Genomic DNA, 18,630 nt, shown 5'->3' on the forward strand with positions numbered 1-18,630 from the left:
GGATCACAATGGCGCTAAATCGACTGCTCGTCACCGGGGCCGCAGGGTTTATCGGGTCAAACTTCGCCCACTATTGGCACCGTCACTATCCCCAGAGTCGGTTGATCATCTTAGATGCCCTCACCTACGCAGGTAACCGGGCTAATCTGACCGACCTGCTAGCGCACCCCCAGGTCGATTTAGTGGAGGGCAATATCTGCGATCGCACCCTCGTCGCCCGCCTGCTAAAAGAATACGCCATCGACACCTTAGTTCACTTCGCCGCCGAGTCCCACGTCGATCGCTCGATTTTAGGGCCAGAGGCCTTTGTGCAGACCAACGTGGTCGGCACCTTCACTCTGCTGGAGGCATTTCGCACCCACTGGCAAGACCAGGGCAAGCCTGAGCAGCTGAGATTTTTGCACGTCTCTACCGATGAAGTCTACGGCAGCCTCGGCCCCAACGACCCGGCCTTTAGCGAAACCACCCCCTACGCCCCCAATAGCCCCTACTCGGCGTCTAAAGCCGGCAGCGATCACCTAGCGCGGGCCTACTACCACACCTACGGTCTACCCACCCTGATCACCAACTGCTCCAACAACTATGGCCCTTACCACTTTCCCGAAAAGCTGATCCCGCTGATGTGTGTGAATATGCTGCTGGGCAAACCCCTGCCGATCTACGGCGACGGGCAAAACATTCGCGACTGGCTGTTTGTCGAAGACCACTGTAGCGCCCTAGACGCAGTGCTGCGGGGTGCGGCTCCAGGGGAAACCTACAACATCGGCGGTGAGGCCGAGGTCAAAAATATTGACCTAGTCAACCTGCTCTGCGACCTAATGAACGACCTAGCTCCAGACCTCCCCATTCGCCCGACCCAGGAGTTGATTACCTATGTTACTGACCGCCCCGGCCACGACCGTCGCTACGCTATGGATATCAGCAAAATCCAAGCCGATTTGGGCTGGCAACCCAGCGTTACCCTAGAAGATGGGCTCAAAAAAACCGTTACCTGGTACTTAGAGCATCGCGATTGGTGGATGCCCCTACTCTCAGAAGAGTATCAGCACTATTACAAACAAATTTATGAATATCCATAAACTCTGCTAAAACATTTCGACCCAAGCTTGGTTAGTTCTAAAACAGGTAGACAGAATGAATGACACAAAAGACCCACCCAAATACATTTCATCGGCTTTAAGCGCCTAGTCTTTTTAAGACCGATGCCATAGGATTCTCATTTAGGCTAAGAGGCGAATCAGGCGAAATCAAACGAAATTGGAAACGTGAAGTCGGTAGGGTTATGAAATATTTTCCAGTTTTTCTGTCTATAGTCTTTGTCGTGCGGAATCAAGCACTAGAAATCGTAGACCTAACAGAGCAACTGACCGCTGCCATAGCGCCGATCGTAAGTGATTATGAACTTATCATCATCGATAATGCATCAGAGGATGATTCCATTGAGATTCTCAAGCAAGTTACTAAAGAGCACGGCTTTCCTAATCTTCAAGTTTATGCCTTAACAAAAGGAGTTGACGCCGATACAGCTTCCTGGGTAGGGCTTGAAAATGCGCTAGGAGATTTTGTCGCAGTCATCGAACCCCTAGTAGACGACATCTACTTTCTTCCCACCATGTTAGAACGGGCAATGAGCGGAGCGGACGTAGTATTTGCCATGAATAAGCAGCGCCCAAAACAAAGCATGGCGTATCGGAGCTGTTTTTGGTTTTTCAGAAAAACATACAAACTATTCAACGGCATCGACATGATGTCAGAAGCGCCGCGCTTTCGTTTACTGAGCAAACGGGTCATAAATTTTGTGCTACAACACCCGGCCCCGGCGCTATCTTATCGCTATCTTCCTGCAACAGCCGGGTTCTCTAAGGTCAATTTAGCCTACAGCAGTAGACCTCAATCTACCCAAAAGAAAAAACTTAGAGAAAATATCGATCTTGGCATGCGATTGATGGTAGCTACAACCTACTGGCCCATGAGGCTGGTGACATCGCTATCACTGTTTGGCGCATTTTCAAATGTAGTGTATTCGATTTATGTTATTGCGATCGCGCTCAGCAAGCCAGATGTAGCACCCGGCTGGACCACCTTGTCATTGCAGCAGTCAGGCATGTTTTTCTTGATTTCACTGGTCTTAGCCATGCTCAGTGAATACATTCTCCATATGTCTCGACTTAGCAATGAAGGTCCTCCATATCATGTTGCTCAAGAGTTTACTAGCGCCGTGATAACTCGACACCAAAAATTAAACCTTGAAGAAGCCGAAACCAGTAAGCGTCACTTAGCTGATTAATTTACTATCGCTGATTAGTTGATCTATATATCAATATATGTACGACGCCATTGTAATCGGTGGGGGTTTTTATGGAACCGTTATCGCCAACTACCTGATGACAAAGTCTGACTTTTCAAAGGTCTTACTAATCGAGCAGCAGTCAACTATCCTCTCGCGGGCTTCCTACAACAATCAGGCACGTATTCACAATGGCTACCATTATCCCCGCAGCTTCACCACAGCTTGTCGTAGTCAAATTAATCTGCCCCAGTTCTTGCACGATTATCCAAAAGCCGCCATTCGCAATTTCACCAAGCTCTATGCAATCGCTCGCCGCAACTCAAATGTCACAGCAAAGCAGTTTGTTCGCTTTTGTCGCGATATTGGTGCCTATGTTGAGCCAGCACCTCAAAACCTCCGACTATTATTTGAACCTCGCCTTATTGAGCAGGTTTTTTTAGTCGAAGAATACGCCTTTGATGCCAGCGTATTAAAAGAGCATCTTGAAAAAACGCTAAAAAATCTAGGAGTAGAATTAAAATTAGAAACTCGGGTAAGCCAAATTCGTATTGGTAACCCGGGTTTAACGGTTGAGTGTGCCCAGTCAGGTCAATCCCCTGAAATCCTCTCTGCCCGGTATGTATTCAATTGCACTTATAGTGGCTTAAATCAGATCGGTGGCGATTTTGTAGGAACACAAACGCGGCTAAAGCATGAGATTGCCGAAATAGCTTTGGTCAAACCCCCTAGTGGACTGGCCAACTTAGGGATTACCGTAATGGATGGCTCTTTTTTCTCTTTAATGCCTTTCCCTCACCGCAAGCTTCATTCCCTCACTCATGTTCGGTACACCCCTCACCTGCACTGGCTTGACAAACCTGGAATTGATCCCTATCAGCAGCTCAATGAGTACAAACAAACTACTCGGGTAGACCGAATCATTCGGGATGTATCACGATATTTACCAGCAATTCGCGATGTAGATTATGTAGACTCTTTGTTTGAAATTAAAACTGTACTGATCAAAAATGAGGGCGACGACGGACGCCCCATCTTGTTTGAGCAACACAAAGATTTACCAGGTTGCTATTCCATCCTAGGTGGAAAATTAGATAATATATATGACTGCTTGATCAGGCTGGAAACAGAAATTTCTAAGGATGCTGACAAGTAAACAAAACCATTAACTTAGTCAGCAGTTATACTTTTGAATTGTTAGCCTTGCAGACAAGCAGCCAGAAAATTAATAACTAGTTACTATAGATTTTTTTAGCTGTTCAAGTATTCTATCAAGCAATTTTTGGAGCAAGCATGCAATCACCATACTAATATCTTTAATGTAGTTTTATTTGCAAACGAGCTAAATTTTTCAGGAGAAATTTTCATGACCACGGCACTCGTAGGCTATTCTGGTTTTGTCGGGCAAACCATCCGTAAGCAATTTTCGCTTGACGAATTCTTTCGGTCAAACAACATAGAAACGATTAAAAATAAAGAGTTTGATCTGTGTGTTTGCGCCGCCGCTCCTGCCCAAAAATGGCTAGCCAACCGTGACCCTATATCCGATCGACAGAATATTGACTCGTTAATTAGTCACTTAGATAGTATAAAATGTCAAAACTTTATTTTGATTAGTACTGTAGATGTCTTTAAAGATCCAATAAATGTAGACGAAGAAACGCCCGTCGACGAGCAAGACTTACACCCCTATGGCTTAAACCGTCGCTACCTAGAAACCTTTGTGGAGTCGCGTTTTTCGAAGCACTTAATAGTGAGGCTACCGGGCTTAGTTGGCCCTGGCCTGCGCAAAAACATAATCTTTGATTTTTTAAATGACAATAATCTAGATGCTATTGACAGCCGAAATATATTTCAATTTTATCCCATGGTCAATCTCTGGTATGACATTCAAACGGCTTTAGAGCTACAGCTCAACCTTGTTCACCTAACTGCTGAACCCATCAGTGTGTCCGACGTTGCTCGCGATGGTTTTGGCAAAGCATTTACTCATACTTTGCCGCGATCGCAGGTATGCTACGATTTCAAATCGATTTACGGTAAGCTGTTCAATGGTCACAGCGCCTATCAATACAGCCGGCGTGAAACGCTGCAGGCTATTCGTGCCTATGCACAATCAGAGCCCACAGCCCAGATCAAAACCGGAGCAGATGCATGAGAATTGCCATATCTAACATTGCCTGGGATGTGGGCGACGACGAAGCCGTCGCTGAGCTACTTAGCCGCTATGGTATAGACGCGATTGATACGGCTCCAGGCAAGTACTTTGACAATTTACCCCAAACCACAGATAGGGACATTGAGCGCGTTAGCACCTGGTGGGCCGACCATGGAATTAGCATTACTGGAATGCAGGCCTTGCTCTTTGGTACTACCGGTCTAAATCTTTTTGGCGACCCGACCTCTAGAGATCAGATGTTGAGTCACCTAGATGCCGTATGTCGCATTGGCTCAGGTTTAGGTGCCCCACGGTTGGCATTCGGCTCGCCTAAGAACCGTGACCGTAGTGGGTTGACTAGCGCTCAGACCGATACGCTAGCCTTAGAGTTTTTCCAGCGTCTTGGAGATATTGCAGGCAGCCATGGGGTAACCATTTGCCTCGAACCCAATCCACCCTGCTACGGCGCTAATTTCATGATAAATAGTGCTGAAACAGCGGCAGTCGTCAACCAGATTGCCCATCCATCTATTCGCATGCAGTTAGATACGGGGGCAATGACAATCAATCAAGAATCGCCTGAAGATGTTGTTTTCACCTACGCTCCCATCATCGGACATATCCATGCCAGTGAACCAGGTCTGGTGCCTCTAGGAGAGGGCGGTTGCGATCACTCTGCCATAGGCCAAGTGATAAGCACTAAGCTACCCGACCAGATCGTTAGCATTGAGATGCTAGCTACCAACGGAAAAACAAATTTGGCCGCTATTGAGCGGGCTCTTAAAGTAGCCATTCGCTATTATCGAAACGATTCAACTACAGAAAAAGTATACGCATGAAGTGGTTCATTCTGCTGTCTGGTATTGCCGCTAACGCGTCAGCTAGCGCTCTAATTAAGTTTGCTATGTTACCGCCTCGTCAATTTCCTTCTCTAAGCGATCCTGCGGCAGGGCTGAGCAACTGGCCATTTTGGTTAGGGTTAACACTGTATGGAGCTACCTTTTTACTGTACACAGCTGCGTTATCGATCCTACCTTTAAATATAGCGCACCCCATCATGACCTCAGGTGCTGTAGCAACAGTAGCAATCCTATCCCTAGTCATTTTTCGAGAGCCGTTCTATTGGAGTACTGGTATAGGCATTGGATTAGTAGTAGCAGGAGTTATTCTCATTACTGCTCGCGTTAACTAAATGGGGTTGTATTTACGGGTTTTACCATGTCCTTAAACGATCAGCTAAACTGGCAAGTACCTGAGTTTGATACTCCCCTTTGGTTAGGCAAAACTAAACCCTGGTGCGTTGTCATTCCGGTCATTAATGAAGGGTCTCGCATTGGTCAGCTAATTTACCAAATGTCAGACCTCAAAATCATGGAACTGGCAGACGTGGTGATTGTAGATGGGGGTAGTACTGACGGATCGTTAGATCAGGCTGTGCTTCAGCATCAAGGTGTGCGGGGTCTGCTGGTGAAAAGAGGACCAGGTAAACTTAGTGCTCAACTCCGTTGTGCCTATGCTTTCGCCCTCAACCAGGGCTATGAAGGTATAGTCACGATTGATGGAAACAACAAAGACGACCCAGAGGCCATACAACGTTTTATTGCGGCCTTAAAAAGCGGCATAGATTTCGTTCAAGCTTCGCGCTATGTGCCGGGAGGAATCGGTAAAAACACTCCCAAAATCCGTGAATTTGCGATTCGATGGATTCATGCTCCCCTACTCAGCATCTCTTCTGGATTTAACTGGACCGATACCACCCAGGGTTTTAGAGCCTATAGCCGTCAACTGCTTTTAGATCCTGCCGTTGCCCCCTTCCGCGATGTGTTTTTGACCTATGAACTTCTAGCCTATCTCTCCTATAGAGCACCAAAGCTAGGCTATCGCTGCATTGAGCTGCCAACTGCTCGTCGGTATCCGGCTACAGGCAAAGTGCCGACTAAAATCAGCAGCGTTAGTGGTAATCTGTCCGTATTCTCGATACTTATTCGAGCATGCCTTGGCGCTTATAATCCCAGGCGCTAGGTGATCCAGCACAGCGGACACGATTCCTAGATCATAAAATGTTTCAGGTCGGGCTGCGGTTGAACTATTAGATATAATTATTTTTTGTTCGCGGCAGGCATCAAGTTTTTCACATTTATTCAACTACATCAGAGTCTGTAACTGAGTAGATGGTTGGCAGTCCAACGGCTTCAGGGTTAAGCCGTTCTCCTTCCAAAAAAATATTTAGGTATGGATCATTAGCTTCCACTCGAACAACTTTTCGTCTATCGCCGTTTTCAAATATCACAAACCTTCCAGGACTGTACTCACGCAAGTTTTCTTCAGTACTTGGAACAAAGAATCCCGTCCAGTGCAAGGCAATTCCCCGACTCCAATTCTCGTCAGATATGTAGAACGCTTCCTCTGACTTCTTTGCCAGTTCTTCACTTTTTTTTAGGCAATTCCAGGCCTGGGTAGCGTCTAAAACACGGTCTCTAGGCACAACCATTGTCCAGCTTTCTGGATAAATCGGCACGGATACAGTGTTGATTTCGTTAACAGGTTGGTCTTGCAACGCTACAGTACTTAAACAGAGCGAGCCGCTAAAATCCGGACCTACGGCAATTCTCATACGTGGCCAGCCAAGTTCTATAGTCCAAGGGAGCGAGAGCACGTGAATGGCAATTAGTAATGAGAAAAATACCTTTTTTACCTTTCTCGACAAAGGGGTTTTAGACCTTGAACTGATCAAGGCTATCAAGATAAAAATTACGAGAATGTTGATTCCCATAAAGTATCGGTCGGGAAAAGTTGTGAGATAGCCGCCAAGTATCTCCGTCAGAATTGGCCTCATATACACAGTGGCCACTAAGAAGATTGACAGCGTCACGGTGCCCATGCTGACCAGCAAAAGCGCTGGATCTCTTTTATCCGTAGTCCGAAGTAGATAGAAGAACAAACCTCCTAAAATACCTGTCAATACAACTGTCAAAACATCGTTTAGGCTGCCGTAGAAAGGAAAGATAATCGGATACAGCAATGGCCTTGCTAGCGCAGTTTCAATTAAACTGGTAAAGCGCATTGATCCAGCCACTTCGACACTCGCTGTGTCGGCAGCAGTAACTATTCTAAGAATAATTAGAAAGCCCAGGCCGAGGAAGAGGAGTGCGTACTGCTTGCCCCAGTTACGTAGAGCCACAAAAAGTTGACGAGCATCAAAACCTCGAAGCGAAAAAAGCGACAGTATCGGCACTAGTAAAAAACAAACTGGGTTAGTGGCAGCACAGACCAGCAAAGATAAATCAATTGCTACCCTATTGCCTTTTTTTCTAATCCTCAAAACCATGAGCAGCAGAGCTAAAAAAACAAACAAATAGCCTATATTAACAATTCTCCCAATCACTTCGTTAGCTGTGTTGCCAAGGGGAAGGAAAATAGCTAGAAAAAATAAAGCCCACCTGAAGCGAAGGGGCAAAACTCCTGCAGTTGCCCACCAGGCCAGCAGGGCAACTATAGAAAAAAAGAAGTAGCTCCACAGGGTGACAGTGACTGGTAGGCAGCTTAATTCATTACCGCAAAATAAACTTGAGGACGTAGAAGCAAGCCAAAGAAATAGTATGTTTCCCCAAACAAAGTAATCTGATCGAGCATGGAGAAAAACATAATCCCACCCATTTGTCATTGCTATTGCAGTCCAAGCCCCGTCCTCTGCATATATGACTGGGTTTAGCAGTGGATCAAGATTTCTTAGGGCTAATATAAACATCCCAAGAATCAGCATTAAAATTAGCTGAATGGGTTGAGGCAAGGCCTTGAGTTTTTGACTGGCGGCAAATATTTTAGCAGTCCACTTTTTCCAAGACATTATCTATACTTAGCTGTCTATCAACAAGTCTACAACATTAGGTAGAACGGCCTCTATCATCGTTTCGGGCACCTACGACCACTTGTGAATAGCTTGTCTGAACTATTTAGTCCTGCCGTAGGCTGGGTTAGCGTCAGCATAACCCAACAAAACCGTTGCTGGTGTTGGGTTTCGCTTCGCTCAACGCCAACCTACATTAGAACTTTTGTCAGTCAATCAGATCTCAAAGTCCTGTGCTGTATGAATTTGAGTTCCCTTGTCACCCGCTAAGCTCTTTCATAGTCAGCAAGAAGAGCAAAATTTCTTACTTAAAGTTCCGATTTAGTAGTTCAAGATTAGTTATGCTAATTTTCTGGCAAGCGTTAGCATTGTCCAAGTCAATGCGAATACCGTGAATTATTTTTTGGTTAACCCAGTAAGACGATGAGTCAAGGGGAACAATCATTACTCCTTCACCCGCTGTAAATTTGAGGCTTGATTTCTCATAAGCACCAAGATGATGATCTCCCCACCAAAAAACTTGTATTGTAGGATCAGAAATTTTACCAATACAGGAAAAGTTGAACCTAAGCAAGCCAGCATTTTGCCCAGACAAACCTAAATTATTGGCATCAAAGCTAATGCTTGGGTCGTCGCCAGCCACCTTGTAGAAACCATTCTCTTTAGTAAAATCTTTTAAAGAGGATCTTTTGATATCTAAACTTTTAACAAAATCCATTTTACGCTCTAGCTTAGCTAGTGAGCGCCCCCATGAAATGGGTATCTTATGCAAGAAAGACTGAGAAAATGCACGTTGGAAGAGTGCATCTCTGTAATCATTTAGAGATTCAGGGGTAACAGGAACTCTAAACAAATCAGGATGACCAACTGTTTTGGATTCCAGAGAATTACCATCAAGCCATATCACATTGCTTTCGCTCTCTACTCTTTTAACCTTTCTTACATCACCTCCACTTAGGACAATCTGATCACCAGGGTTAATAATACCAATCAGTTCAGGATCATCAGAGATAATTGCAGCTTCGCTTCTATGGATACCACGCTCCCAACTTAAATCTGTTAAGTTTTTGGGAGTAGACTGAATTTCTGATTTACTTTTATCTTGCCAATGTTTCTTACTATAACCAATAGTAAATCCTTCTTCGTACCGAGGAATATAATTTTCAACCACAAATCTGTAAAGGTAAGGATTCCGAAGTGCAAGCCCACCACCGTCATGGTTAATATTAGATCCTTCTAGAAGAGCAATTCTTGGCAAGTTAGAGGACAGTTTTTGAACTACACGTTTTTGTTGAACGAGCGATGCCATGTTGTATGGTGCTGTTATAGAGACAAGCGGCCTGCGGTTAAAATAAAAATATTGTGCATTCCGGGATGTCAGATCTAGGTAGGTCTCACCGGGTAGTATTTTTTCATCTAGTAACTTGTTAAGTCGATAGAGACGATCCCAATGATCCTCTTGTACGTAAACCTTACCAAGGTTAGGAAGTCCAAAACTTTGTCCGTCCCTTAACATTGGTGTATTTATTTGCGAAGAACTAACGGATCCCAAATTGGAAAAGGATAAAGGGGAAAAGTTTAGAGCCGCACACATGCTCGCAACCAACAATACTAGCGGCGTTCTATGAATGGGTTTTATCAGATGCCACAAAGAAATTGGAAATAAAATTGCCCATCCAAAGATTGAAACAAGCCCTGGACGAGATACACCCCCCGGATCAATGCGACCCATAGAGTAGGGTATTAATAACAAAATAAAAATTAAGACAACAATAATAGGAAGGGTCCCTTCTTTATTTCGATTTTTTTTATCTTTGATCAAGATATAAATTACTAAAAGACAAGCTAACGGGATTGCAGCCCAAGACATACGCACTATTTCAAATAGAAAACCAGATTTAGTAGGTTCTTGCCAACTTAAATGCCAAGGTATGCCGTAAGCAATTTGGTTAATTGAGCTATTTTCCAATACATATCTAGTAGCACCAAAGAGCATTACCCCTAAGGGTGTTACAAGTAGAGAAATGCTTAGGATAAAGAGAGAGCCACCAATATTGCTCCAGTTGCGATTGTCGCAATGTAAAAAACGCCTTGCGAAGTAAATAGCCATCACTGCAGAGGATGCAACAAGTAGAAGGCCTTGTGGAGGAACCCCTAAAATGACAAAAGGTGCAGTTAATATCCAAACACTGAGCCATTTTGATGGATTTTCTCTTAAGTAGAAACTAAACCACAGACATAGAAAAGGTGTCAGGAAAAGAAACGACAACCGCCCACCTACTAAAAAAAAGATAGAGACAAATGCTAGACCAACACTATTGGAGAAATAATATATTGATACAAATGCTACAAAAGCTAAAAGTGCAAAACTAAGACGACTTGCCTCTGCAATGCTTGCAGCAGAAGAATCATAAAATATTGACGAAAGAAAAAGACTTAAGTCATTGTCAATTAATCCATGAGGCGGAATGTAATCTATATAGGGAATTTTTCCATATATATAAGACCACCAGCCAATCAATTGTTCACCAAAATGATAGTCATCTGGGCTAATATTAGGAGAAAAAGTATTTCCAAGCTTCAAGCCTACTAGAAGCGAAAATAAGGCTACTGGCGATAATAGCGCAGTCAAATTTTTCGTTTCAAAATTCCTACGGTATCGCAAAACTAAATCGCTCAAACCTAACAAAATTAGCCCAGAGACTAGAATTTTTAGCCAGATCGTTGTTTCATATTGAGTCAGGGAGCCATCCTGTTGTAAAAGCTTCGCAGGATAAAGCGTTAGAAAAATAAAAGGAAGTCCAATTTGGCTCAAAAACAAAAGTTTAGGAAGAAAACGGGAAAACTTATGGGGACTACGAAGTGCCAAAATAAGGGTAGCTATCAAACCTAAGGCAGCAGTCAAATATGTCAGGCTTGCAAATTTAGAAACATTATTGTTATCTATAACTAAAACTGATGCACGTCCTAGTATAAGTGCAGCCTCCAATGGTATTAGAGAGAGAAAAAGGATAGCAAGTACATTTAATCCAAGCGCTTCGGCACCCAGAATTTTTGGGGATTGGTATCTAGAAGCTACTGAGATGAAGATAATTCCAACAGCAGACACTGGGAATAAATTTTCATTACTCCAACCTCCTAGTATTTGGCTAAACATCGCTGCAATGGTTGGCAATGACCACCAAATTAGCTGGACTGAAAAAGATCTGGAGTATTTCTCACTATCATTATTTTTCAGTCTTCGTATTAACGAAACAAAAATATTAAACGAAATAAATGATGTTAAAATAAAAACAGGCATTGCAAGAAGATCTTGCAGTTTATCACTGTCAGACCAAGTGATATTGCCGACAATAAAGTCAGAATAGACCGGTGGGCTTGCGACTTTTAAGCTAAGTATTAGTGAGATTGAAGCTATTGTGATTGAAGCAATAGCAGTAGCAAAAAATTCGATAATAGAGAGTTGTTTAGTCATTGTTGCATGTATTTTTTGTCGTCTGCTTGATGGTTGGTTTATATCTTCTGAAAAATGCACTGAGTAGGCTCTTTAGAGTCGATGGATTGCCTTTAACTATTAATCTTGGTTAGCACCTTTCCCTTCGGATATTGACGAATGGCTGGAAGTTCAATATGGCGATAACAGACCTACGTACTTGATGCGAGAGATCGGCTAGCAATTCATAAATAATAACCTCGGCATTCCCATCTGTTGCAAAAAACTCAATTCAAGTGAGCCGTATTTACTGCCACCATCACCAATGATGATGGTGGCAGTGGCATTGATTTTTAAAGGACACATTCTAGTGAACGAGTTCTTAATGCGATCGCCTTCATGAATGACATTAATCACAAAACACCAAGAATACTGCTTGCCTATCTAAAGGGGCATCTCAAAAGCAGGGATTTGCCAAATAGTACGAACTTCTGGAGAAACAATAAGTCGTCATATTCTTTTCTTTGAGTGTGCCATATTACCATACTGGACAACGCGTTAGAGCCTATGCCTCGGCATAGGCTCGTCCATTTGCAAGGGATTTAGGGTGTAACTTGATTCCTGCAGGGTGGACTACGCAACTGGAATGCACTCGTTGAGTATTTTGCCAAAAGTGGGTACTCCCGTTTACACTAGACGGCTAGCGTAGGCTTTACCGGTGGCTCGATCGCACAATCCAGTAGCTGACAGCCAGGGCAAAGATGGCCAAAGCCAGCCCGATCAGCGTTGTCCCCGTCACCTTGGTCAAGTCTAGAATAATGAACTTTCGGCCCACCGCCGTCAGGGCGGTGGCGATCACCAGCTCTACCTGCACCACGTGCTTTTGGAGGTAGGCGGTGATGTTCTCTAAAATCTCTAGGGCGATCAGCACCGTCAGGAACAGGCCAAAAATATCGATCACGGTTTGGCCGAGAAACATGCCGGGACTGCTGGTAAAGATCGCCTGCACCAGCACTACGGCCAGATCGAACACGATCGCCAAAATGACGACCACCATCCCCAGGGAAAGTAGCTTGGAAATATTGCCTTCAAACTGGTGTAATCGGAGAAGAAACGTTTCGTTCTTGAACTGATCGATCAGCTGTCGAGCCCGGTTCGCCATGGCGGTTTACTACTCAGGGGGTGGGTGCTGCTGAGAGAATAGACGATTCTAGGGCTTGGGGTAAAGCTGTAGGAGCCGCAGCCTGCTCTGGAGTGAGGCGACCCAGGGGCACCACCTGCACAGCACAGGCTTTCAGCTCGGGCTGGCCTGAGACTGGACAGGCGATGGGGTGGGTGAGGGCGTTGCACTCGGCCCCCTCGGCCCACAGACTGCCCCAGTGCATCGGCACAAACAGCGTGCCCCGGCGAATGTTTTGGGTGACCAGCAGCGGTAGGCGGGCGCTACCTCGCTGCGATCGCACCTCCACCCATTCACCCCCCTGCACTTTGAGCTGCTGGGCATCGCGGGGGTTGATCTCTAGAAACGCAGCGGGGTGCATTTTTTGAATTTTTTCGATGCGACCGGTGCGGGTTTGGGTATGCCAGTGGCCGTAGAGTCGCCCGGTGGTGAGCACAAAGGGATATTGGTCATCGGGCGGTTCGGCCAGACCGTTAGAGTGCAGGGCCGCGAAACGGGCGCGGCCATTGGGGGTGTTGAAGATACCTCGTGTGTAGAGGCGTTTGTCGTATCGATCAGCCGCCGTGGAGGGCGTTTCGGGATCGGGGCAAGGCCACTGGATCGGGCCAAGGGCCGCTAGACGATCGTGGCTGACGCCTGTGATGTCGCAGGGCCGACTGCGGGTGAGCTGAGCAAACTCGCGATGGACCGCAGCGCTGTCGGCAAAGGCAAACTGGTCGGCAAAGCCCAGGCGGCGACCCACCTCAGCAAAAATTTCCCAGTCAGGGCGGGCCTCACCTGGGGGCGACCGAAAGGCAGAGCAGAGGGTGACCACCCGCTCAGAGTTGGTCATAGTGCCGGTCTTCTCGCCCCACTGGGCGGCGGGCAACAACAGGTGGGCAAATTCGGCGGTTTCGGTAGGGTAGTAGGCGTCTTGGTAGACGGTAAAGGGCGATCGCCGCAGGGCAGCTTTGGTGCGGTTGAGGTCGGGCAGACTGACCGCTGGGTTGGTGGCCGCAATCCACAGCAGGCCCACCTGCTGGTGCTCTAGGGCCAGCATCATCTCGCCCACGGTTAGACCGGGGGTGGCGGAGATCTGACCGGCGGGCAGGTGCCAGAAGTCTTCGACCTGGCGGCGATGGTCGGCATTTTTGACCAGACGATAGCCGGGCAGAATATGGGAAAGCCCCCCAGCCTCGCGCCCCCCCATAGCATTGGGCTGTCCGGTGAGGGAAAACGGCCCCGCCCCCGGTCGACCCACGTTACCGGTCATGAGATGCAGGTTGATCAGGGCGCGAACTTTGGCGGTACCCTCGGAGGATTGGTTCAACCCCATCGACCACAGCGACAGCACGGCCTTGGCCTTAGACCAAGTGCGGGCAGCCGTTTCGAGATCGGCTACGGTAATGCCACAGCGCTCGGCCACCATCTCCGGCTCGTAGTGGCGCAGCACCTCGGTGTAGGCGGCAAAACCTTCGGTGCAGCCGTCGATAAACTCAGGGTCGAGGGCACCCCAGCGCAGCAGCAGGTGGCCGATGCCGTTGAGCAGGGTAATGTCGGTGCCAGGGCGAATAGCTAAGTGCAGGTCGGCAGCCTTGGCGGTATCGGTGTGGCGAGGATCAACCACAATCAGCTTTACGTGGCTATGGCGCTTGTGGTACTTGCGCAGCCGGTTAAACACAATCGGGTGGCATTCGGCGGCATTGGTGCCAATTAAAAAGGCGCAGTCAGTGGCTTCTAGGTCGGCATAGCAGCAGGGTGGCCCATCGCTACCGAAGCTCTGAATGTACCCTGCTACCGCCGACGACATACACAACCGCGAGTTGGCATCGAAGTTATTGGTGCCCAGGCAGCCCTTCACCAACTTTTGGGCCACATAGTAGTCTTCGGTTTGAAACTGGCCCGAGCCGTAGACGCAAAGACTGTCGGCCCCCAAAGTCTGGCGCACGGTCTGAATGCGGCTGACGATCGCCTCTAAGGCCACATCCCAACTCACCCGCTCGAAGGGGTCGTCTAGCGATGCCCGCAGCATTGGGTACTTGAGCCGATCGCGATCGAGGGACTCGGCCACGGTGGCCCCCTTCACACATACCATGCCCTGGCTGGAGGGATGGGCGCGATCGCCCCGCGTCTGCCACAGAGGGTTACCCGCCGCATCGCGGTTGGTAGGGCGGTTAGGCTGGGCCGGAGGTAAGACTTCCAAGCCGCAACCCACGCCGCAGTAAGGACACAAGGTTTTAGCCGGATCGGTCATGGGGAAGCGGGGGGTAGATGGGTGGATGGGTAGGGAGTGGATGGGTGGGGGGTGGATGGGTATTGCTAAGCACTGCCCCCTTTTTCAAGGGGAGCTTTAGCGAGAAAGTTGGAAAAGATCAGTCGGGGGGATCAAATCTTGGACCTGAAGAATCTTACCGAAGTGAGAATGCTAAAACGTTCAGATGCCCTGGGAGATCCCTCCTGCCCCCCTTAAGCCGGGGGGAGAGGAGTCTGTTGGCGGCAGGGCTGAAATCATCAGCCCTATTTGGGAAACTATAGTGAAACGCTGATGTGCGATCTCGCCACTGGCCCATCGACTGTGCTAGGTTTGCCTCAAATGCAAACTGTGTGTCCTGGGGCCTAGAGCCCACAGGACATTTTTTTTAGTCCGCCGTTACCCTGATGCCATTGTGGGTCTCGGCAGCGTCTCTGGGTCGGGCACCGAAATTGTCGATGAGCAGCGATCGCAGCACACCGTGCAGCTCATCACAGGGAATACCCTGCTGCACCTTTTCGCCCAGATGAGCTTCTTTACCGACCTTACCGCCCATAAAGATATCGACCCCTTCGACGGTCTTGCCATCCTTGCGCACCTTGGTGCCCATCAAGCCAATATCGGCCACCTGAGGCTGACCACAGGAGTTGGGGCAACCCGTCCAGTGAATGCGCACCGACTGACTGAGCGCAAGCTCGGCGTCGAGGGCTAGGGCCAGGGCCAGAGCCCGCTGCTTGGTTTCGACTAGGGCAAAGTTGCAGAACTGTGACCCGGTGCAGGAGACCAGCGATCGCGTCAGGGCCGAGGGGGCGATCGAAAATTTCTCCAGCAGCGGCTCTTGCAGCAGCACCGGCAGCCGCGAGTCGGGCACGTTGGGAATAATCACGTTCTGCTCCACCGTCAGACGCAGTTCGCCGCTGCCGTAGACCTCCGCTAGGCGGGCCAGGTCGAACAGGTCGCTGGCCTGCAAGCGCCCGACCGGCACATGCAGCCCCACGTAGTTAAGGCCCACCTGCTTTTGGCGATAGACACCGATGTGGTCGCGCTTATCCCAATCCATTTCGTCCGTGGGTGCCGCAGATAGCAGGGGCTGGCCGTAGGCGGTTTCGACGGCGGCGCGAAATTGGTCCATCCCCCACTCATCGATCAGCCACATCAACCGCGCCTTTTGCCGGTTCACCCGAGGGCCATGGTCGCGGTAGACCTCAAGAATGGCGCGGCACAGCTCGACCACGCTATCGTCAGGCGGTACCCAGGCGTTGAGCGGTATGGCGGCTTCACAGCGCCGGGCCGAGAAAAAGCCCCCCACCACAACGTTGAAGCCCAGTACACCTTCTCGGTAGGCGGGCACAAAGGCAATATCGTTAATTTCGGCGTGAATGGAGTTATCGCGGCCCCCTTCAATGGCGATATTGAACTTGCGGGGCAGGTTGGTAAAGGCCGGGTTGCCCTCGCCGTTAGCGGTGATCATGTCTTGCACCTTGCGCACCAAGCCCTGGGTGTCGATCAGCTCGTCGGCATCGAGCCCCGCCACGGGCGACCCGGTAATATTGCGCACGTTGTCCATGCCCGACTGAACGGAGGTGAGGCCAGCGGCCTGCATGCGGCGAAAGATGTCGGGAATGTCTTCGAGCAAAATGCCCCGCAGCTGGAGGTTTTGCCGGGTGGTAATGTCGGCGCTGCCATCTTCGCCGTAGCGCTGGATAATATCGGCCAGAGTGCGCGCCTTGTAGCCGGTCAGCAGCCCATTGGGCAACCGCAGCCGCAGCATAAACTTGCCGGGCGTCACCGGGCGAAAGAAAATGCCCAACCACTTCAGCCGGTGGGTGAGGTCTGTATCGTCTACAGCTTCCCACCCTAGCTGGGCAAAGCGATCGAGATCGTGCTTGACCAGCAAACCGTCTTTGTCGGCCTTAAACTGTTCAAATTTGTTGAGTTTAGTGTTGGCCGTTGTGTTGGCCGTGTCTATAGAAGTGGTCACAGGCACACCGTTGTAACAAGACGTTTACCGACCTGTCCCCTCGGAGAGGACAGGGTTTTGGGCGTTCTGAGTAGGTCCCCGCCGAGCGGCAGTTACCCATAAGCGCAAGTGAGGTTAGCCTAGACCCGCTGCCAAGGGGCTTTTGTATAGACTCATACGTTTTTGTCAATACCATGCAGCCTCTGCAAGATGGTTCTGCGCGAATCGCATAGGGTACCGTTGGGAAAATTAGATTCACGGCCTATGGTAAAGGGGGTTCACCGGCCTAGCGCTCGACCCAGATTGAATCATCAGGAGCTTGCCCTTGTCCCCCTTTGATCAGCCTTTGTTGCCTCAGTCGATCGCCGATCGCGAGGCTGGCCCTGCCACCACCGCCAGCTCGGCGGTAACCGGTCTCTGTACCGGAGACTTTCACGATCGCTGGGATCAGGCTCGCCAGGTAGCTAGCCTGGGGGCTGCCGCCCTAGCCGACCTGCTCACCATTCTGCAAGACGACGACCAAGACTGGGAGGCTCGCTGGTTTGCAGCCCGCACCCTGGGCGACCTGAGACAGCCAGAGGTGATTGCCGGGCTGATCGAAACTTTTGCCACCACCGAGGACGATGACCTGCGCCAGGCCGTGGCAGCAGCACTGACCCAAATTGGCCCGCCCGCGATCGCCGCCCTCGGCCAGCAGCTCGCTCAACCCGCCCTGCGGCCCATCGCGGTGCAGGCGTTAGCCCGCATTCATCATCCCGACACTATTCCCCTCCTGCTGATGGCGATGGAGGACGAGCGATCGCCCGTGCGGGCCACAGCCCTCGATGCCCTGGGCAGCTATGCTGACCCGCTCACCCTGCCTGCCATGGAGCAGGGATTAGTCGATCCAGCCGTGCCGGTGCGTCTAGCCGCCATTCGAGGCCTCTTGAGTCTGCGGCAACACCTCGACCATGACCCTATGGTTCAGCACTTAACGCCCCGGCTGCACGATGCAGATCACAGCGTTGCCCAGCAGGCGATCTATGGCCTGGGGCGACTGCCCTCGCTGGCTGCGACCCAGGCCTTGTTGGCGATTCTACAGACCTCTACCCTGCCCACGGACCGTCAAATCTGGGCGGTGCAGGCCCTGATCTGGCAGAGCACGGCTCCGGCCCTCGATGGCCTGATTGCCGCCTGGGCAACCCTGGGTGAGCCGGTGCGTCTGGCCCTGGTGCCGCGACTCACGACCCTGTCTCCCGACCTCAGAGCCCAGGCGACTTCGGCCCTGGTAGATTGGTTGCGCGCTGTGCCAACTACCCCAGCCCACAGCCCCCTGCGGCGACATCTGGTGCTAACCCTAGGCCAACTGGGCACTGTCAACCTAGAGTCAACCCTGCAAGCGCTGCTGCAAGACCCCGATTCGGGGGTGCGGCTCCACGCTGAAGCCGCTCTGCGCCAGTTGGCCACGGCTCCAGCCTAGGATGAACGGTTCTGTTTCCGCTACTTTTGATACCAAGCGCTAGGGCACAATCTGTTAATCAAGTAGAGGTCTGCTC

Annotated in this window: 13 protein-coding genes; 8 read left to right on the forward strand and 5 right to left on the reverse strand. The window is 49.4% G+C overall.

Features of this window, described 5'->3' with window-relative positions; genetic code table 11:
- The first annotated feature begins 8 nt into the window (after positions 1 to 8).
- The 7 genes from rfbB (at position 9) to RRF56_RS06400 (ending at position 6,467) form a co-directional block, all read left to right on the forward strand.
- Complete coding sequence (gene rfbB / locus RRF56_RS06375; protein ID WP_317036800.1) at positions 9 to 1,079, forward strand: dTDP-glucose 4,6-dehydratase; 1,071 nt, start codon at positions 9 to 11, stop codon at positions 1,077 to 1,079.
- 203 nt (positions 1,080 to 1,282) lie between these two features.
- Positions 1,283 to 2,287 carry a glycosyltransferase gene (locus RRF56_RS06380; protein ID WP_317036801.1) on the forward strand — a complete coding sequence of 335 codons (1,005 nt, stop codon included), beginning with the start codon at positions 1,283 to 1,285 and terminating at the stop codon, positions 2,285 to 2,287.
- Between the two features lie 37 nt (positions 2,288 to 2,324).
- Positions 2,325 to 3,443, forward strand: a complete 1,119-nt coding sequence (locus RRF56_RS06385) for an FAD-dependent oxidoreductase (protein ID WP_317036802.1) — start codon at positions 2,325 to 2,327, stop codon at positions 3,441 to 3,443.
- A 210-nt stretch (positions 3,444 to 3,653) separates the two neighbouring features.
- Entirely contained in the window at positions 3,654 to 4,445 is a 792-nt protein-coding gene (locus tag RRF56_RS06390) for a hypothetical protein (protein ID WP_317036803.1), read from the forward strand.
- Positions 4,442 to 5,284 (forward strand): sugar phosphate isomerase/epimerase family protein, encoded by an 843-nt coding sequence (locus RRF56_RS06395; RefSeq protein ID WP_317036804.1) that lies wholly within the window; start codon positions 4,442 to 4,444, stop codon positions 5,282 to 5,284. Before RRF56_RS06390 ends, RRF56_RS06395 begins: the two co-directional genes overlap by 4 nt.
- Positions 5,281 to 5,637, forward strand: a complete 357-nt coding sequence (locus RRF56_RS26375) for a DMT family transporter (RefSeq protein ID WP_410510541.1) — start codon at positions 5,281 to 5,283, stop codon at positions 5,635 to 5,637. The genes RRF56_RS06395 and RRF56_RS26375 overlap by 4 nt, the downstream gene beginning before the upstream one ends.
- A gap of 26 nt (positions 5,638 to 5,663) precedes the next feature.
- On the forward strand, positions 5,664 to 6,467 hold the full coding sequence (locus RRF56_RS06400) for a glycosyltransferase family 2 protein (RefSeq protein ID WP_317036805.1): 804 nt from the start codon (positions 5,664 to 5,666) through the stop codon (positions 6,465 to 6,467).
- Between the two features lie 115 nt (positions 6,468 to 6,582).
- On the opposite strand, the gene RRF56_RS06405 is transcribed toward RRF56_RS06400, so the two are convergent.
- The 5 genes from RRF56_RS06405 to RRF56_RS06425 all read right to left on the reverse strand — a co-directional run bounded on the left by RRF56_RS06405 (position 6,583) and on the right by RRF56_RS06425 (position 17,116).
- Complete coding sequence (locus RRF56_RS06405) at positions 6,583 to 8,292, reverse strand: hypothetical protein (RefSeq protein WP_317036806.1); 1,710 nt, start codon at positions 8,290 to 8,292, stop codon at positions 6,583 to 6,585.
- A gap of 304 nt (positions 8,293 to 8,596) precedes the next feature.
- On the reverse strand, positions 8,597 to 11,767 hold the full coding sequence (locus RRF56_RS06410) for a hypothetical protein (protein ID WP_317036807.1): 3,171 nt from the start codon (positions 11,765 to 11,767) through the stop codon (positions 8,597 to 8,599).
- A gap of 670 nt (positions 11,768 to 12,437) precedes the next feature.
- Positions 12,438 to 12,887: a phosphate-starvation-inducible PsiE family protein gene (locus RRF56_RS06415; RefSeq protein WP_317036808.1), complete on the reverse strand. Its 450-nt coding sequence runs from the start codon at positions 12,885 to 12,887 to the stop codon at positions 12,438 to 12,440.
- 13 nt (positions 12,888 to 12,900) lie between these two features.
- On the reverse strand, positions 12,901 to 15,138 hold the full coding sequence (locus tag RRF56_RS06420; protein WP_317036809.1) for a nitrate reductase: 2,238 nt from the start codon (positions 15,136 to 15,138) through the stop codon (positions 12,901 to 12,903).
- Positions 15,139 to 15,523: 385 nt separating this feature from the next.
- Entirely contained in the window at positions 15,524 to 17,116 is a 1,593-nt protein-coding gene (locus RRF56_RS06425) for a ferredoxin--nitrite reductase (protein WP_317036810.1), read from the reverse strand.
- 304 nt (positions 17,117 to 17,420) lie between these two features.
- Between RRF56_RS06425 and RRF56_RS06430 the strand changes: the two genes are divergently transcribed.
- Entirely contained in the window at positions 17,421 to 18,554 is a 1,134-nt protein-coding gene (locus RRF56_RS06430) for a HEAT repeat domain-containing protein (RefSeq protein ID WP_317036811.1), read from the forward strand.
- Positions 18,555 to 18,630 lie beyond the last annotated feature (76 nt).

The sequence above is a fragment of the Nodosilinea sp. E11 genome (assembly GCF_032813545.1).
In the GTDB taxonomy this organism is placed as follows: domain Bacteria; phylum Cyanobacteriota; class Cyanobacteriia; order Phormidesmidales; family Phormidesmidaceae; genus Nodosilinea.